Here is a 16,490-nt window from a genome sequence, read left to right as displayed (position 1 = left end):
GCAATTCGCAACCCGTTATAATCAGGGCATGAACGCTCCCATCACGCCCCACCGCCCGATCCAGGCCTTGCCTGACCAGTTGATTTCGCAAATCGCCGCTGGCGAGGTAGTCGAACGGCCATCGGCCGTGGTCAAGGAGTTGCTGGAAAACGCCCTCGACTCGGGCGCCACGCAGATCACGGTGCGGCTGGAAGAGGGGGGCGTAAAACGCATCGCGATTACCGACAATGGCCGCGGCATCGATAAAGATCAGCTGCCGCTGGCCCTGGCGCGCCACGCCACTTCCAAGATCGCCTCGCTGCACGACCTGGAAAACGTGGGCACCCTGGGCTTTCGCGGCGAGGCGCTGGCCTCCATCGCCTCGGTGGCCGCCGTCACCCTGACTTCGCGCACGGCGGACGCGGCCCATGCGTGGGAAATCGTCGGCTCGCACAACGGCAGCGTCTCGCCGTCGTCCGGCGCGCACGGCACCACGGTCGACGTGCAAGACCTGTATTTCAACACGCCCGCGCGGCGCAAGTTCCTCAAATCCGAGCAGACGGAATACGGCCACTGCGCCGAAGTGGTGCGCCGCATCGCCCTGGCGCGGCCCGACGTGGCGTTCTCGCTGTCGCACAATGGGCGCACCATCGACCAGTGGAATATCAGCGAACTGGCCAAGCGCAGCGCGCACATCCTGGGCAATGACTTTGCCGAAGCGCGCCTGGCGCTGGACGAATCGGCCGGCACCTTGCGCATTCACGGCTTTGCCGGCTTGCCGACGGCATCCAAGGCGCGCGCCGATGGCCAGTTCTTTTATGTCAACGGGCGCTTCGTGCGCGACAAGCTGCTGGTGCACGCCGTGCGCATGGCGTACCAGGACGTGCTGCACGGCGACCGCTTTCCCTCCTACGTGCTGGCGCTCGACCTCGACCCGGCCCTGGTCGACGTCAACGTGCACCCGTCGAAGATCGAAGTGCGCTTCCGCGACAGCCGCTCCGTACACCAGTTCGTCTTCCACACCGTGCAGCGCGCGCTGGCGCAAACCTCGGCCACGGCGTTTGGCAGCGTACCGGCGCCGCTGCCGGCCGCCTCCACCCTGAGCGGCGATACTGCCGGCGCGGGTTTGGGTGGATCTGGCATCTGGCGCCGCGAGCAGACGCAGACGTCGTTCGGCGCGCAATTCACGAATACCTTTGCGCCAGCGGCGCCCGGCGCGGCCCGCCCCTTCTTTGCCGATGCGCCAGGTGTGGCCCAGGACACGGCGGCCTACGGCGCCCTGTTCGGCGGCGGCGCTGCCAGTTCGCCCATCACGCAGGTGGAACCGTACATCGCCTCGCCCGAAGCGATGGCGCGCGAAGAATACCCGCTGGGCTTTGCCCTGGCCCAGCTGCACGGCATCTACATCCTGGCGCAAAACACCAAGGGCCTGGTGCTGGTCGACATGCACGCGGCGCACGAGCGCATCCTGTACGAGCAGCTGAAAAACGCGCTGCAGGCGCAAGTCTCGGGCCAGGACATGCAGGTGCAGTCGCTCCTGATACCCGTGACGTTCTACGCGGACGCCATCGAAGTGTCGACGGCGAATGAAAACCAGGACACATTAAAAGCGCTCGGCTTCGACATCGCCGCCCTGTCGCCCACCACCCTGGCCGTGCGCTCCGTGCCGACCCTGCTGAAAAACGCCGACGCGCAAACGCTGGCGCGCGACGTGCTGCGCGACGTGCGCGAATACGGCGGCTCGCGCGTGCTGATCGAGCGCCAGAACGAATTGCTGGGCACCCTGGCCTGCCACACGGCCGTGCGCGCCAACAGGATTTTATCGGTACAGGAAATGAACGCCTTGCTGCGCCAGATGGAGAGCACGGAACGCGCCGACCAGTGCAACCATGGCCGGCCCACATGGGTGCAGGTCGAGATCAACGCCCTAGACAAATTATTCCTGCGCGGCCAGTAAAAGAGCCTGAAAAACGTCCATGGCGGCGTTGCACTGCCTCGCCCTGAAAGTTTTGCCAGTCTCTTTTGCACCCCATCATACAAAACCAACATGCAAAACTCTCCACACCTCCCCCTGGCCGTCGCCATCATGGGTCCCACGGCCAGCGGCAAGACGGCCAGTGCGCTGGCTATCGCGCAAGCCATTCCGTCCGAGATCATTTCCGTCGATTCGGCCCTCGTCTATCGGGGCATGGATATCGGCACGGCCAAGCCGTCGAAAGAGGAGCTGGCCCAGGTGCCACATCATTTGATCGACATCATCGACCCGCTGGACGCCTATTCGGTAGCGCAGTTCCGCAACGATACCCTGCGCTTGGTGAGCGAAATATCCGCGCGCGGCAAGCTGCCGCTGCTGGTCGGCGGCACCATGCTGTACTTCAAGGGCCTGACCGATGGCCTCGACGACTTGCCCGGCGCCGATCCTGCCTTGCGCGCCCAGCTGGAAGAGGACGCGGCCGCCATCGGCTGGCCCGCCATGCATGCGCGCCTGGCGCAGCAAGACCCCATCACGGCAGCGCGCCTGGCGCCGCAGGACGCGCAGCGCATCGGCCGCGCGCTGGAAATCATCGCCCTGTCGGGCCAGCCCATGTCGGCCCTGCTGGCCCTGCGCGAAAAGACCGTGCTGCCATTTCAATTACAGTCGTTTGCGCTGGAACCATCGGACCGCGCCGTGCTGCATGCGCGCATCGCCACGCGCTTCGACAGCATGCTGAAAGACGATGCCCTGCTCGATGAAGTGGAACGGTTGCGCCGGCGCGGCGACCTGCATCCGGGCCTGCCGTCCATGCGCTGTGTGGGCTACCGCCAGGCCTGGGAGTACCTCGATGGCCGCATCGACCGTGCCGCCTTGCGCGAGACGGGCATCATCGCCACGCGCCAACTGGCGAAGCGCCAACTGACCTGGCTGCGCGCCATGCCGGAGCGCATCGTCATCGATTGCCTGGGCTTTGACCCGGCCAGCGCCATGCTGGCGCAGATTCAACCGTTGATGACGCCGTTACAAAAATAATCATGCCGTCGCCGGCGCGTGAGAAATCCGCACATTTTTTTGCGCCAGCATTGACAAGGAAATGGGAAGACTGGATAATGCTCGGCTGTTGGGTGATATAGCTCAGTTGGTTAGAGCACAGCATTCATAATGCTGGGGTCGGTGGTTCAAGTCCACCTATCACCACCAAAGAACAAAGATCATGGTGTTGCCATGGTCGCAACGAGCATCCGGTCTGACCGGTCTGTTTGGTGATATAGCTCAGTTGGTTAGAGCACAGCATTCATAATGCTGGGGTCGGTGGTTCAAGTCCACCTATCACCACCAAGAATGTGCAGCATTGATGAACCCGCCCCTGCCTCGCGCAGCGGCGGGTTTTTTCATTTCCTGCATCGCCTCGCGTGCGGCCTGCATGCAACACCTGCCCCATCCGCAAGCATTGGGGATTGTGGCAAGCCGCCACTGGCGCTTACAATGAGAATAATTCTCATTTATATTATTCGTCACTCATGTCCGCCATCCAGCCCAGCCTGCAACAGCAAGTGCAATCGCTCTACAGCGAGCATCACGGCTGGCTGCTCGGCTGGCTGCGCAAAAAACTCAGCTGCCCACACGGCGCGGCCGACGTGGCGCAAGACACGTTTGTGCGCATCATCGCTTCGCGTGATGCCCTGTTCGGCATACGCGAGCCGCGCGCCTATCTGTCCACCACGGCGAAGCGATTGCTGCTCGACCGCGCGCGCCGGCAAATACTCGAACGCAGCTACATGGCGGAATTGGCAATGCTGGCCGACAGCTTGCCCGGCGCGCCCTCGCCCGACGAGATCCTGATGGCCGTGCAGGCGCTCGAGCAAATCGCCATGGCGCTGGCCGGCTTATCAGCCAAGGCGCGCGACGCCTTTTTGCTGCACTACCTGGAAGAGCAGCCGCAGGCTGCGGTGGCGGCGCAACTGAAGGTCTCCACGCGCATGGTGCAAAAATACCTGGTGCAAGCCTTGCTGGCCTGCCGCCACGCCTGTCCGGCCATGGCGGCATGAATCGCCCCCACACCGACGTGGTAGCCGAGCAGGCCGCGCACTGGATCGTGCGGCTGAGCGCCGACGATCCGGCCGAGCGCGACACCGCGCAGGCCGGCTTCGCTGCGTGGAAGGCGGCCGACCCGCTGCACGCGAGCGCGGCCGCCGGCATGGAAAACCTGCTGCGCCAATTGAACGTCGTGCGCGAGCCGGCCGGCGGCAACCATAGGCCCGCGCGCGCCGCCCTGGCCGCCATCGCACCAAAGCGTCCGCGCCAGCATCTGCGCCAGTTGGCTGCGGCCAGCGCCGTGACCATGCTGGTGCTGACCGGTGCACTGGTCATCAGCGAGCGCCCCGCCTACCTGCTGGCCGACCTGCGCAGCCCCACAGGACAATGGCGCACGCACACGCTGGACGATGGCAGCCGCCTCACCCTGGGCAGCGACAGCGCCGTCAACGTGCGTTTCAATGCAGGCGAGCGGCATGTGGAGCTGTTGCGTGGCGACATCCTCGTCGACGTGGCCAAGGATGCGCAGCGCCCCTTCATCGTCGACAGCAAGCAGGCGGCGATCCGCGCCTTGGGCACGCGTTTTAGCGTGCGCAAGGAAAACGGCGCCACCATCTTGAGCATGCTGGAATCCAAAGTGCTGGCGCAGGTGCCGCAACATCCGCCCGTCATGGTGCAGGCGGGCCAGCGCACGCGCATCACGGACAATGGGGTTGGCCCGTTGCAAGCCATCGATGCGGCCAGCGTGCAGGATGCGTGGCGCGCGCGCCAGCTGGTAGTCGACGACTTGCCGCTGGCCGAGGTGCTCGACGAACTGGCGCGCCACCGCCCCGGCCAGCTGCATTATGACCGCGCGCAGATCGCCGGCATCCGCGTGGCCGCCGTGCTGCCGCTGGACGACACGGACAAGGCGCTGCAACTGTTGATCGACAATTTCCCGCAACTACGCATACGCATGCTGACGCACTACCTGGTGATGGTCGACGCTCCGGCCCGCAGCCCCTCCAAAAATAAATAAAAAATTGTGCGTTCGCGGTTCCACTTTGCGCATCTCGTGCGTCAAGGCAGCTGAGATCAATCAAAAAAGGCTGTCACCATGTCCGTTCAAGTCCTTGCCGTTTCCTCCCCGAACACCCTGCGCACGCGGCTGCGCCCGCTGGCCCTGGCGGCCATGCTGCTGGCTGGCGTCGGCCTGCATGCCCAGGCTGCACCGGCTGTCGCCAGCTACACCATCCCCGCCGGTCCGCTGGCCGGCGCCCTGAACCGCTATGCCCAGCAGGCTGGCGTGTCCATCGTCATCGACGCCTCCAAGGTGCAGGGTTTGACCAGTGCCGGCCTGCAAGGCAGCTACGCCATCGAGGACGGCTTCGCCGTGCTGCTGCGCGGCAGCGGCTACGCCATCGGCAAGACGCCGACCGGCTATGTGCTGGTGACAGCCCCCGCGCCGGCAACGGCTCCATCGACTGCAGCCGCATCCTCCGCTTCGGCGGCCGAGCGCACCATGCCCTCGATTACCATCGTCGGCCAGGCCGAGCAAGGCGCCACCACGGAAGGCAGCGGCTCCTACACGGCGCGCAAGATCAGCATCGGCAAGGGCGAGCAAGCGATGAAGGACATCCCGCAATCGGTCAGCGTGCTGACGCGCCAGCGCCTGGACGACCAGGGCATCACGGACTTGCGCGAGGCGGTCAACAACGTCACCGGCGTGGTCGGCGTGCATGGCGTGGGGCCGGGCGTGGTCATCACGGCGCGCGGTTTCCAGATCGACCAATGGCAATACGATGGTGTGCCGATCGACCGCAATACCTATGCACTGGGTAACTGGGGCCAGGAAAACATGGTCATCTACGACCGTCTGGAAGTGCTGCGCGGCGCCTCCGGCATGCTGGTTGGCACGGGCAGTCCGGGCGGCTCTGTCAACCTGGTGCGCAAGCGTCCGACCGCCGCGCGCAGTGTCAGCATGACGGCGCGCGCCGGCTCGTGGAACCACTTTGGCGCCCAGCTCGACGTCAGCAGCCCCTTGAACGCGGACGCCAGCCTGCGCGGACGCGTTATTGTCGATGAAGACGACAGCCACTCCTTCATCGACCAGGTGTGGAGCAAGAACCGCACCCTGTACGCGGCGCTCGACTACGACCTGGCGCCAGCCACCACCGTGGGCCTGGCCGCCAGCCACGTCAAAGCCCACGGCCGCCCCACGTTCATCGGCCTGCCCCGCTACGCGGACGGCAGCGAACTGCCGCTGCCGCGCTCTACCTTCACGGGTGCCGACTGGAATCGCAGCCAGGTGGAGCAAAGCACTGTCTACCTGGACCTGGAACACCACTTCAATACCCAATGGAGCCTGAAAGCCTCGGCGCTGGGCATGAATGAAAGCACCAGCTCAACGCACCAGCGCACGGCCTTCGCCATCACCCCCGACGGCAGCGGCGCGCGCTATGGCGATTTTTCCACCGATTTCGACAACCGCAAGCGCGGCATCGACGCCTTCGTACGTGGCAAATTCGACGGCCTGGGCATCGCGCAGGAAATCGTCGTCGGCGCCAGCTATGTCAGCCTCACGTCGAATGACCGTTATGCGCGCGCGTGGGAGCCGGGCGCGGATATCTTCAATATCAACCACCATCGCCCGTGGCAAGACTTTGATACCATTGCCGCGCGCAAGACGGGCGTCACCAGCTACAGCAGCTATGACATGCGCCAGAAAGGCCTGTACGGCACCTGGAACGGCCAGCTGACCAGCAATCTGAAAGCCCTGCTGGGCGGGCGCTTCAACTGGTATGACTTCGTGTACGCCACGCCGGACGGCTACCGCGACACCACCAGCGTCGCGGCCAAGTTCACGCCATCGGTGGGCCTGATCTATGCATTGACGCCTCAATGGTCGACCTACGCCAGCTATGCGGACGTGTTTCAGCCGCAGACCAACCACAATGTGGCAGGCCAGATCCTCAAACCGATCACCGGCAGCAGCTACGAGGGCGGCATCAAGGGTGAACTGCTGGACGGCCAGGTCAACACATCGCTGGCCGTGTTCCGCTACGACCATAAGGACCGCGCCGTCAACGACTACGCTGCCGGTTTCGCCTGCGATGGCTGGTACTGCTCACGCGCCTCGGGCAAGGTGCGCAGCCAGGGCCTGGAAGCGGAAGTGTCGGGCGAAGTGGCGCGTGGCCTGCAACTGTCGGCCGGCTACGCCTATACGACGACGACCTACCTGGACGATCCGGACAACAAGGGCCAGGTCTTTTCCACCTGGACGCCGAAGCACATGCTGCGCCTTTGGTCGAGCTATACGCTGCCCGGCGCGTGGGACAAGTTCAGCTTAGGCGCTGGCGCCAACCTGCAAAGCCATACGCTCGATACCGAGCGCACCTTCAAGGTTGCCGGCTTCTCGATCTGGAATGCGCGTCTGGCCTGGCAAGCCACGCCGCAAGTGGCCCTGTCGCTGAACGTCAACAACGTCTTCGACAAGCGCTATATCATTCCGTCCTACAACACCACCGGTTCGAATAACTACTATGGCGACCCGCGCAACCTGCAGTTCACCTTGAAGTACACGCCGAAGTGGTAAGCTGACACGCTGCGGTAACGGAACAGGCGGGCCGGCATTCTGCCGTGCCCGCTTTTTTTTCTTTCGTTCAGTGCTAGGCTTGTATTCAAGAAACCATCCGCCAAAAAAACCATGCCCCCACCGCTTCCCCTGTCCAGCATGCTGCTGGCCCTGGCCACCTGCGCCAGTCCCGCCCTGGCCTTCGAGGGCTACTACCAGACCAAGACGCCCTACACGCCGCAGCAGGACCCGGCCACGTATGCCGTGCCACCGGCCGGCTTCCAGCCCATCTTCACGCAACTGGTGGCGCGCCACGGTTCGCGCGGGCTGACCGGCATGAAGGGCGACGCGGCCCTGTACGCGATGTGGAAGCAGGCGGCCGCGCAGGATGCTCTGACGCCGCTGGGACGCGAACTGGGACCCGACATCCTGGCCCTGATGCAGGCCAACGCCCTGCTCGGCCATGGCGTACCCGGCATCGAGCAACCCGGTTACGGCAATCTGTCGCAGACGGGCATCGAGGAACACCGGCAACTGGCCGCGCGCCTGCTCGCACGTTTGCCCACGCTGTTTGCGCAAGTGGGACAGGATGCTGCCACGGCACCGCGTCAGCTCGTCACCATCCATTCCGGCGTGGACCGCGCGCGCGACAGCGCGCGCTTCTTCACGCAGTCGCTGCTGGAGCATGCGCCCGCGCTGGCACCCTTGTTGTACCTGCCGCCCGCACCGGCGCCGTACCCGCAGGGACGCTCGCCCGCAGTACGGCCGATATTACAACCGGATGGCGTGAACCGCTTCCTGCTATATGCACACAAGCTGGTGCCGCAGACGGATTTTGTGGCCGATCGCGCCAACCCGTATTCCACCACCTATTCCACCACCTATGCCGCCACCTATGCCGCCAGCCAGGCTTACCAGCATTACATCAGGACCAAGCGGCTGGACACCCTGATGACACCCCCCGCCAGGCAGCCGGCGGCAGCCAAGCATGCGCGCCAGGTGCTGGAGCGCTTGTTCACGCCCGCCTTCCTCACGCAGTTTAACGGCGGCGCCACCAGCTATGCGGATACGGGCAGCTACACGTTCACCAGCGCGGACGGCAAACTCACGCGCACCCTGAAGGGCAGCGGCAAGACGGCCATCCGCAGCATGAATGCGGCCGCCACGACGCTGTATGCGCTGTACGCCATCGCCGCCGGCATGCGCCACGAGGTGAAGGCCGATTTCAGCCGCTATATGCCGGCCGACGATGCGCGCTATTACGCTTCGGTGGCCGACCACGAAGATTTTTACAAGAGGGGGCCGTCCACCACGGACAGTGCCGGCGTCACCTGGCGCTTCGCCGTGGCGCTGCGCGAGGATTTTTTCCGGGAAGTCGATGCGCTGGCCAAGGGTGACCTGCGCCATGCGGCCAAGCTGCGCTTCACGCATGCCGAGATGATCATTCCGCTCGCCTCGGCCATGGGTTTACAGCAGGTGCTGGCGCCCCTGCCGGAGTCCACGCCCTACAGTTACGCCAACAACCCATGGCGCGGCGCACTGGTCTCGCCGCTGGCGGCCAACCTGCAGTGGGATGTGTACCGCAATGCGACGGGCCAGCTTATCGTGCGCCTGCTGTACAACGAAAAGGAAACGCCGTTCCAGGCGGCCTGCGATGGCGCCCGCATCGCGCCGGGCAGCGTATTCTACGACTACGCGGGGCTGAAAGCCTGCTATGGCCACGTAGCGGTGCAATAACGGTGCAATAACGGCGCAATAACGGCGCAAAAAAACCGCCAGCTTGAAGGCTGGCGGTTTGTGGGGTGCTCACACGGCGTGCGCGTTTATTCCCAGGCTTCCTTGCCTGCCCTCGGCTTGCCCACCATCAGCAGCGCGCCCAGGGTCAGCACGGCCGCCAGCGAAAGGTAATAGCCCACGTATTGCAAGCCGTAGTTGGTGGCCAGCCAGGTGGCGATGTACGGCGCCAGCGAGGCGCCCAAAATGCCCGCCAGGTTGAAGGTCAGCGAGGCGCCCGTGTAACGCACTTCGGGCGGGAACAGCTCGGACAACATGGTGCCCAGCGGTCCGTAAGTCATGCCCATCAGGCCCAGGCCGACAGCCATGAAGAGCGTCACTTCCCAGGTCACGCCGGAGCCGAACATCGGCGCCAGCACCAGGCCGAAGATGGCAATGGCGACGGAGACCCAGATCAGGGTGGCGCGGCGGCCGCGGCGGTCGGCCAGCACGGCGGAAAACGGAATCGTCAGGGCGAAGAACAGCACGGCAAACAGCTGCACAATGAGGAATTCCTTGCGCGTAAAGCCCAGCTTGGTCGTGCCCCAGCTCAAGGCAAACACCGTCATCAGATAGAACAGCACGAAGGTGGCCAGGGCGATGATGGTGCCCAGGAAGAGCATGCGGCCATGCTGGCGGAACACGGTGGCGACGGGCAGTTTGACGACTTCGTTCTTGTCGATGACTTTCTGGAAGTCCGGCGTTTCCGTAATCTTCAGACGCACGTACAGGCCGACGATGACCAGCAGCGCGCTGGCCAGGAACGGGATGCGCCAGCCATAGCTGAAGAACTGTTCATCGGTCATGGTTTCGCTGAGCAGCAGGAAGATGCCGCCGGACAGGAAGAAGCCGATGGGCGCACCCAGCTGCGGGAACATGCCATACCAGGCGCGCTTGCCCGGTGGCGCGTTTTCTGTGGCCAGCAGCACCGCGCCGCCCCACTCGCCGCCCAGGCCCAGGCCCTGGCCGAAACGGCACAGTGCCAGCAGCAATGGTGCCAGGGTGCCGATGGCGGCATACGTGGGCAACAAGCCGATGATGACGGTGGAAATCCCCATGGTCAACAAGGCGGCCACCAGGGTGGCCTTGCGGCCGATGCGGTCGCCGAAGTGGCCGAACACGGCCGAGCCGATGGGGCGGGCGAAGAAGGCGATGGCAAACGTGGCCAGCGACTGCAGCACGGCGGCCGACGGGTCGCCGGCCGGGAAGAACAGTTTCGGGAACACCAGCACGGCGGCGGTGGCGTAGATATAAAAATCAAAGAACTCGATGGTGGTGCCGATCAGGCTGGCGAACAGCACCGTGCCGGGGGAATTTTTCTTGGGGGGGGTGCTCCGGGGCTTACTCATTTACTGCGCTCCTTGGGGAGGGTGTCTAAAGGCCATTCTCTGGATGTTTTTTCAGGCAGCAGCACAGCACGTTGTCTAGGCGCGTTGTTGGCATATCATAGCTGCGCACGCCAGCGTTTGCTGTGCATTTGCTATTAAATTTGCAAACAAAAACAACGGTTTTTTATTGCCGTAGCGAACTGCCGGCAACGCGCGCTAACGCGCTGTGATCAGTGCTGATTTAGAGAAACAACGGTCGTGCGCCATCCGGTTACCCGGGGCACGGCAGGAAAGGCGTCAGGGGATGGTCGACGTGTATCAAGCCCGGCGTATCGCCAGGCATTCCGTACCAGACCCGCGCGTCGGCATCGCGGCATCGGTCATTTGTGGTGAATCCTTGCCTGCGGCCCCTCCGGGTGGAGCGGGCCGGCGATGATCGCGCCTACATCCCGAAGGATGCGGTTGATCTTGCTGTAAGCGCCTTATCATACGCGCAGTGCTGCAGTGCGGCAAGACAGTTTGAAGTGCAAACCCAGTCCTTGCTGTTGGGTTTAAAACGGCCTACACATCAATCAGGGCCAACGCGCTGGCGATCTCCGCGCTATCGAGCGGACGCACGAGACGCGCCACTTCCTGGCCATCCTTGAGAAAGATCAAGGTCGGCCATAGTTTCACCCGGAATGAACGCCCGAGCGCGCGGCCGGGCCCGTCTTCCACGCGCAGGTGCGGCACCCCGGGATGCTGCGCAAAGGCGGCGGCCAGCGGCGCCTGGGTGGCGCGGCAGTGGCCGCACCAGCCCGTGCCAAATTCCAGCAAAGCCGGCCCCGTCAAGGCGTCGATCTCGGCGCGCGCCGGTTGTGCTACAGAATAGGTATCGTTCATCATGCCAGTCTCCTTGACAGCTTAGACCACTTTCATGCGCAAGGTGCCCAGGCCATCGATGGCTCCCACCAGTTCGTCGCCGCGCTGCACCGCCGCCACGCCGGCCGGCGTGCCCGTGTAGATCAGGTCGCCCGGCTGCAAGCTAAAGTAGCTCGACAGGTCAGCAATGGTTTCGGCCACGTTCCAGATCAGCATGTCGATGCTGCTGCTTTGACGCAGCTCACCATTCACGTGCAAGGTGATGGCGGCATGGCTGACGTCGCCCGCCTGCGCGGCCGGGGTGATGGAACCGATGGGCGCCGAGTGCTCGAAGGCCTTGCCCGTCTCCCACGGACGACCCTGCTTTTTCGCTGCGCCCTGCACATCGCGGCGCGTCATGTCCAGACCAATCGCATAACCCCAGACGTGGCTCAGCGCATCGGCCACGCCGATATCGCTGCCACCCTTGCCGATGGCCACCACCAGTTCCATTTCGTGCTGGAAATCCTGCGTTTGCGCGGGGTACGGCAACTCGCCCGTCGTGCCGGCAGGCACGGGCAACACGGCGTCGTTTGGTTTCATGAAGAAAAACGGCGCCTCGCGGCCCGTGTGGCCCATTTCCTTGGCGTGGTCGACATAGTTGCGGCCCACGCAATAGATGCGGTGGACAGGAAAAGTATCAACGCTGCCGGTAACGGGAACGCTGGGCTGGATGGCTGCGGGAATGACATACGACATGAAGACTCCTGATCGGCACGATAAAAAGGCGGTGATGAAAAAGGGACACCGCAGTGTCCCCCATTTTACGGCAACATTACTTCAGCAGGCCCGAGCGGCTTGGGTCCGGCATGCGGATGGCGACGATGAAGGAAATCAGGCACATGATGGTCACGTACCAATAGAAATACTCTTCCACGTGCCAGGCCTTGAACTGCAGCGCCACGTATTCGGCCGAACCGCCGAACATGGCGTTGGCGACCGCATACGACAGGCCCACGCCCAGCGCGCGCACTTCGACGGGGAACATTTCCGCCTTGATCAAGCCGCTGATCGACGTATAGAAACTGATGACGGCCAGCGCGATGATGATCAAGCCGAACGCCGCGTACGGGCTGGTGATGTCTTTCAGGGCATGCATGATCGGCAGCACGCACAGGGTGGCCAGACCGCCGAAGAACAGCATCGAGGTGCGGCGTCCGATGCGGTCGGACAGGGCGCCGAACACCGGTTGCAAAATCATGTAGACGAGCAGCGCGCAGGTCATGACAGCGCTGGCCGTCTTGGTATCCATGCCGGCCGTGTTGACCAGGTATTTCTGCATATAGGTGGTGAAGGTGTAGAACACCAGCGAGCCGCCGGCCGTAAAGCCCAGCACGGTGATGAAGGCGCGCTTATGCTTGAGCAAGCCGCGCAGGCTGCCCGCGTCCTTGTCCTTGCGCTCGCTGGCGGTGGTCGTTTCCGTCAGGGATTTACGCAGGTTCAGCGACACCAGGGCCGCCAGCGCGCCAAACACAAACGGGATGCGCCAGCCCCAGGCACGCAATTCTTCCAGGGTCAGCAATTGCTGCAAGACCACCAGCACCAGCAATGCCAGCAACTGGCCGCCGATCAAGGTCACGTACTGAAACGAAGCAAAGAAACCGCGCCTGCCCGATTCCGACACTTCGCTCATGTAGGTGGCGCTGGTGCCGTATTCGCCGCCCACGGACAGGCCCTGGAACAGCCGCGCCACCAGCAGCAGGAACGGGGCGAAGGCGCCGATGGTTTCATACGTGGGCAGCACGGCGATCATCAAGGAACCGCCGCACATCATCAGCACGGAAATCATCATCGACTGGCGGCGGCCGTATTTGTCGGCAATGCGGCCGAACAGCCAGCCGCCCACCGGACGCATGAGGAAGCCGGCGGCAAAGATGCCGGCCGTCTGCAGCAGCTGCGTGGTGGGGTTACCGGAAGGGAAGAAGGCGTGCGAGAAATACAGCGCGCAGAACGAGTAAATGTAGAAGTCGAACCATTCGACCAGGTTACCGGAGGAAGCGCCAATGATGGCCTTGATGCGCTGCTGGGAAGTCAGCTGCGCAACGTCATGCGGAGTATCGTGGGATGTCATATCAATCTTCTTGTTCGTGTAAAAAAGCCAACGCCAGCCAGGCTGCCCGGGCTGGTGTTGCATCATACGCGCTGGGTCAAGGTGAAAAAGCCGCCCGACATACGGGTTAATACGTAGCGTCGGCAACTTTTTTCGCCATCCGGCGCTGCCGATCAGACGCGTTCCAGCACCAGCGCGATGCCCTGGCCTACGCCGATGCACATCGTACAAAGCGCGTAGCGTCCACCCGTGCGGTGCAACTGATTGACGGCCGTCATGGCCAGCCGCGCACCCGAGGCGCCCAGCGGATGGCCCAGGGCAATCGCGCCGCCGTTCGGGTTGACGCGCGGGTCGTCGTCCTGCAAGCCCAGCTGGCGCAGCACGGCTAGCCCTTGCGCGGCAAACGCTTCGTTGAGTTCGATGACGTCGAAGTCGGCCAGGCGCAAACCCGTCATGGCCAGCACTTTCAGGGTGGCGGGCGCAGGGCCGATGCCCATGATGCGCGGCGCCACGCCGGCCGTCGCCATGGCCACGACGCGCGCGCGGGGTGTCAGGCCAAAACGGGCCGCGTTTGCTTCGTCGGCCAGCAACAGCGCTGCCGCGCCATCATTTACGCCGGACGCGTTACCGGCAGTAATCGTGCCATCCGCGCGCACGACGGGCTGCAATTTGGCAAGGGTGTCCAGCGTGGTGGCGCGCGGATGCTCGTCGCGGGCAACGACGATGGGATCGCCCTTCTTTTGGGCGATGCTGACGGGACAGATTTCGCTGTCGAACACGCCCGCCTGCTGCGCCGCCAGCGCTTTTACCTGGCTGGCCAGGGCGAATGCATCCTGGTCAGCGCGGCTGATGCCAAAGTCGGACGCCACGTTTTCCGCCGTTTCCGGCATCGAATCGACGCCGTACCGCGCCTTCATCAGGGGATTGATGAAGCGCCAGCCGATGGTCGTGTCTTCCATTTTCATGCCGCGTGCAAAGGCGCTGTCGGCCTTGCCCATGACAAACGGTGCGCGACTCATGCTTTCCACGCCGCCGGCGATCAGCAAGCCCGCTTCGCCGCTCTTGATGAAGCGCGCGGCGCTGCCGATGGCGTCCAGGCCCGAGCCGCACAAACGGTTCAGGGTGGCGCCCGGCACGCTGTCGGGCAATCCTGCCAGCAAGGCGGCCATGCGCGCCACGTTGCGGTTGTCTTCGCCCGCCTGGTTGGCGCAGCCGTACAGCACGTCGGTAACAAAGTTCCAGTCCACGTTCGGATTGCGCGCCATCAAGGCACGGATGGGCACGGCGCCCAGGTCGTCGGCGCGCACGCCAGCGAGTCCGCCGCCATAACGGCCGAATGGCGTGCGCTGGGCATCACAGATATAAGCGTGGGTCATGTTCTTTCCTCCAAGAAAGTGGTGTGCGTATTGATGATGAATTAACATCCGTCCGTCAGCGGCACGGCCGTCAACGCTTGCAACTGCTCAAAACTCAAGCCATCGGCCAGTTCGACGACCGTGGCGCCGTTTGGCCCCAGATCGAGCACGGCCAGGTCGCCGTAGATGCGGCTGACGCAAGCGATGCCCGTGAGCGGATAGCTGCACGCCTGCACCAGCTTGCTTTCACCGGTCTTGGTCAGCAATTCCATCATGACCCAGGTTTTTTTCGCGCCGATGGCCAGGTCCATGGCCCCGCCCACGGCGGGAATGGCGTCTTGGGCACCCGTGTGCCAGTTGGCCAGGTCGCCCGTGGCGGACACTTGAAAAGCACCCAGCACGCAGATGTCCAGATGGCCGCCGCGCATCATGGCAAAGCTGTCGGCATGGTGGAAATAGCTGCCGCCCGCCAACAGGGTGACGGGCTGCTTGCCCGCGTTGATCAAGTCGTAGTCTTCCTCGCCGGGCGCGGGCGCGGGGCCCATGCCAATCACGCCATTTTCGCTGTGCAAGATGATGTCGGCGCCAGCCGGCAAGTGATTCGCTACCAGGGTCGGCAAGCCGATGCCCAGGTTCACCACGGCGCCTTCATGAATGTCGGCCGCCACGCGCGCCGCCATTTGCTCTCGATTCCATTTGTTCAATTTGATACTCCTCAGGCAGCTTTGAAGCCGGCGGGGCCGGTGGCCGTGCGCGGCACTTGCACGAGGCGCTGCACGAACAGGCCCGGCGTGATGACGTGTTCGGGATCGATGCTGCCCAGCTCGGCAACTTCATGCACAGAAGCAATGCTGACTTTCGCGGCCATGGCCATGATGGGGCCGAAGTTGCGCGCCGTCTTGCGGTAGGTCAGGTTGCCCCAGCGGTCGCCCTGCTCCGCCTTGATCAGCGCGAAATCGGCGTGGATGGGCGACTCGAACACATACATGCGGCCATCGATCTCGCGCGTTTCCTTGCCTTTGGCCAAGTCCGTGCCGTAACCCGTGGGCGTAAAAAAGCCGCCGATGCCGGCGCCGGCAGCGCGGATGCGTTCGGCCAGGTTTCCCTGCGGCACCAGTTCCAGTTCCAGCTTGCCCGCGCGGTACAGCGCGTCAAAAACGTGGGAATCGGCCTGGCGCGGGAACGAGCAGATGATCTTGCGCACCTGCCCGTTTTTCAACAGGGCGGCCAGACCCGTGTCGCCATTGCCCGCATTGTTGTTGACGATGACGAGGTCGCGCGCCCCCTGGGCGATCAAGCCGTCGATCAGCTCGGCCGGCTGGCCCGCGCCGCCGAAGCCGCCAATCATGACGGTGGCGCCATCGTGGATATCGGCCAGCGCCTCTAGGACGCTGGAACGCAGTTTGTCGATCATTGCCTGTCTCCTCCAAATCAAACTCATCAACCATTTGTTCGTATAAAGAACAAATATTCGTATTTAGAACTTATTCGTGAGAATATGCCTGATCGGCGCGCTTGTCAATTTGCCGGTTTCACCAGCGCC

At 63.7% G+C, this 16,490-nt stretch carries 13 protein-coding genes and 2 tRNA genes; 8 read left to right on the top strand and 7 right to left on the bottom strand.

Annotation, left to right across the window (positions count from 1 at the left end; translation table 11 throughout):
- Nucleotides 1-28 precede the first annotated feature (28 nt).
- The 8 genes from mutL to ACP7DE_RS10865 all read left to right on the top strand — a co-directional run bounded on the left by mutL (nucleotide 29) and on the right by ACP7DE_RS10865 (nucleotide 9,278).
- Complete coding sequence (gene mutL, locus ACP7DE_RS10900) at nucleotides 29-1,936, top strand: DNA mismatch repair endonuclease MutL (protein ID WP_426072106.1); 1,908 nt, start codon at nucleotides 29-31, stop codon at nucleotides 1,934-1,936.
- Between the two features lie 90 nt (nucleotides 1,937-2,026).
- The gene (gene miaA, locus ACP7DE_RS10895; protein ID WP_426072105.1) at nucleotides 2,027-2,986 is read left to right on the top strand and encodes a tRNA (adenosine(37)-N6)-dimethylallyltransferase MiaA; all 960 of its coding nucleotides are present in this window, start codon (nucleotides 2,027-2,029) and stop codon (nucleotides 2,984-2,986) included.
- A gap of 91 nt (nucleotides 2,987-3,077) precedes the next feature.
- Nucleotides 3,078-3,154 (top strand) — tRNA-Met (locus tag ACP7DE_RS10890).
- Between the two features lie 61 nt (nucleotides 3,155-3,215).
- Nucleotides 3,216-3,292: transfer RNA gene (locus ACP7DE_RS10885), tRNA-Met, on the top strand.
- Between the two features lie 182 nt (nucleotides 3,293-3,474).
- Nucleotides 3,475-4,002 carry a sigma-70 family RNA polymerase sigma factor gene (locus ACP7DE_RS10880; protein WP_426072104.1) on the top strand — a complete coding sequence of 176 codons (528 nt, stop codon included), beginning with the start codon at nucleotides 3,475-3,477 and terminating at the stop codon, nucleotides 4,000-4,002.
- Nucleotides 3,999-5,006: a FecR family protein gene (locus tag ACP7DE_RS10875; RefSeq protein ID WP_426072103.1), complete on the top strand. Its 1,008-nt coding sequence runs from the start codon at nucleotides 3,999-4,001 to the stop codon at nucleotides 5,004-5,006. Before ACP7DE_RS10880 ends, ACP7DE_RS10875 begins: the two co-directional genes overlap by 4 nt.
- Nucleotides 5,007-5,084: 78 nt before the next feature.
- Nucleotides 5,085-7,562 carry a TonB-dependent siderophore receptor gene (locus ACP7DE_RS10870; protein ID WP_426072102.1) on the top strand — a complete coding sequence of 826 codons (2,478 nt, stop codon included), beginning with the start codon at nucleotides 5,085-5,087 and terminating at the stop codon, nucleotides 7,560-7,562.
- Nucleotides 7,563-7,700: 138 nt separating this feature from the next.
- Complete coding sequence (locus tag ACP7DE_RS10865; protein WP_426072183.1) at nucleotides 7,701-9,278, top strand: histidine-type phosphatase; 1,578 nt, start codon at nucleotides 7,701-7,703, stop codon at nucleotides 9,276-9,278.
- 86 nt (nucleotides 9,279-9,364) lie between these two features.
- Here the strand turns inward: ACP7DE_RS10865 and ACP7DE_RS10860 are convergent, their stop codons facing one another.
- The 7 genes from ACP7DE_RS10860 to ACP7DE_RS10830 all read right to left on the bottom strand — a co-directional run bounded on the left by ACP7DE_RS10860 (nucleotide 9,365) and on the right by ACP7DE_RS10830 (nucleotide 16,361).
- Nucleotides 9,365-10,663: an MFS transporter gene (locus tag ACP7DE_RS10860; protein WP_426072101.1), complete on the bottom strand. Its 1,299-nt coding sequence runs from the start codon at nucleotides 10,661-10,663 to the stop codon at nucleotides 9,365-9,367.
- Between the two features lie 540 nt (nucleotides 10,664-11,203).
- Nucleotides 11,204-11,527: a thioredoxin family protein gene (locus tag ACP7DE_RS10855; protein ID WP_426072100.1), complete on the bottom strand. Its 324-nt coding sequence runs from the start codon at nucleotides 11,525-11,527 to the stop codon at nucleotides 11,204-11,206.
- Nucleotides 11,528-11,545: 18 nt separating this feature from the next.
- On the bottom strand, nucleotides 11,546-12,241 hold the full coding sequence (locus ACP7DE_RS10850) for a fumarylacetoacetate hydrolase family protein (protein WP_426072099.1): 696 nt from the start codon (nucleotides 12,239-12,241) through the stop codon (nucleotides 11,546-11,548).
- A 76-nt stretch (nucleotides 12,242-12,317) separates the two neighbouring features.
- Nucleotides 12,318-13,613: an MFS family transporter gene (locus ACP7DE_RS10845; RefSeq protein ID WP_426072098.1), complete on the bottom strand. Its 1,296-nt coding sequence runs from the start codon at nucleotides 13,611-13,613 to the stop codon at nucleotides 12,318-12,320.
- 152 nt (nucleotides 13,614-13,765) lie between these two features.
- A complete protein-coding gene (pcaF, locus tag ACP7DE_RS10840) occupies nucleotides 13,766-14,968 on the bottom strand; it encodes a 3-oxoadipyl-CoA thiolase (RefSeq protein ID WP_426072097.1) in 1,203 nt (400 codons plus the stop codon).
- A 41-nt stretch (nucleotides 14,969-15,009) separates the two neighbouring features.
- A complete protein-coding gene (locus tag ACP7DE_RS10835; protein ID WP_426072096.1) occupies nucleotides 15,010-15,651 on the bottom strand; it encodes a 3-oxoacid CoA-transferase subunit B in 642 nt (213 codons plus the stop codon).
- 11 nt (nucleotides 15,652-15,662) lie between these two features.
- The gene (locus ACP7DE_RS10830; RefSeq protein WP_353660054.1) at nucleotides 15,663-16,361 is read right to left on the bottom strand and encodes a 3-oxoacid CoA-transferase subunit A; all 699 of its coding nucleotides are present in this window, start codon (nucleotides 16,359-16,361) and stop codon (nucleotides 15,663-15,665) included.
- Nucleotides 16,362-16,490 lie beyond the last annotated feature (129 nt).

The organism is Janthinobacterium sp. DSP2-3-3, from assembly GCF_049897325.1.
In the GTDB taxonomy this organism is placed as follows: Bacteria; Pseudomonadota; Gammaproteobacteria; order Burkholderiales; family Burkholderiaceae_D; genus Janthinobacterium.
This window is presented reverse-complemented; position numbering and strand designations above follow the sequence as displayed.

Coding starts and splice junctions, on each gene's coding strand:
- mutL (WP_426072106.1), top strand. CDS start 29: ATGAACGCTCCCATCACGCCCCACCGCCCGATCCAGGCCTTGCCTGAC.
- miaA (WP_426072105.1), top strand. CDS start 2,027: ATGCAAAACTCTCCACACCTCCCCCTGGCCGTCGCCATCATGGGTCCC.
- ACP7DE_RS10880 (WP_426072104.1), top strand. CDS start 3,475: ATGTCCGCCATCCAGCCCAGCCTGCAACAGCAAGTGCAATCGCTCTAC.
- ACP7DE_RS10875 (WP_426072103.1), top strand. CDS start 3,999: ATGAATCGCCCCCACACCGACGTGGTAGCCGAGCAGGCCGCGCACTGG.
- ACP7DE_RS10870 (WP_426072102.1), top strand. CDS start 5,085: ATGTCCGTTCAAGTCCTTGCCGTTTCCTCCCCGAACACCCTGCGCACG.
- ACP7DE_RS10865 (WP_426072183.1), top strand. CDS start 7,701: ATGCTGCTGGCCCTGGCCACCTGCGCCAGTCCCGCCCTGGCCTTCGAG.
- ACP7DE_RS10860 (WP_426072101.1), bottom strand. CDS start 10,663: ATGAGTAAGCCCCGGAGCACCCCCCCCAAGAAAAATTCCCCCGGCACG.
- ACP7DE_RS10855 (WP_426072100.1), bottom strand. CDS start 11,527: ATGATGAACGATACCTATTCTGTAGCACAACCGGCGCGCGCCGAGATC.
- ACP7DE_RS10850 (WP_426072099.1), bottom strand. CDS start 12,241: ATGTCGTATGTCATTCCCGCAGCCATCCAGCCCAGCGTTCCCGTTACC.
- ACP7DE_RS10845 (WP_426072098.1), bottom strand. CDS start 13,613: ATGACATCCCACGATACTCCGCATGACGTTGCGCAGCTGACTTCCCAG.
- pcaF (WP_426072097.1), bottom strand. CDS start 14,968: ATGACCCACGCTTATATCTGTGATGCCCAGCGCACGCCATTCGGCCGT.
- ACP7DE_RS10830 (WP_353660054.1), bottom strand. CDS start 16,361: ATGATCGACAAACTGCGTTCCAGCGTCCTAGAGGCGCTGGCCGATATC.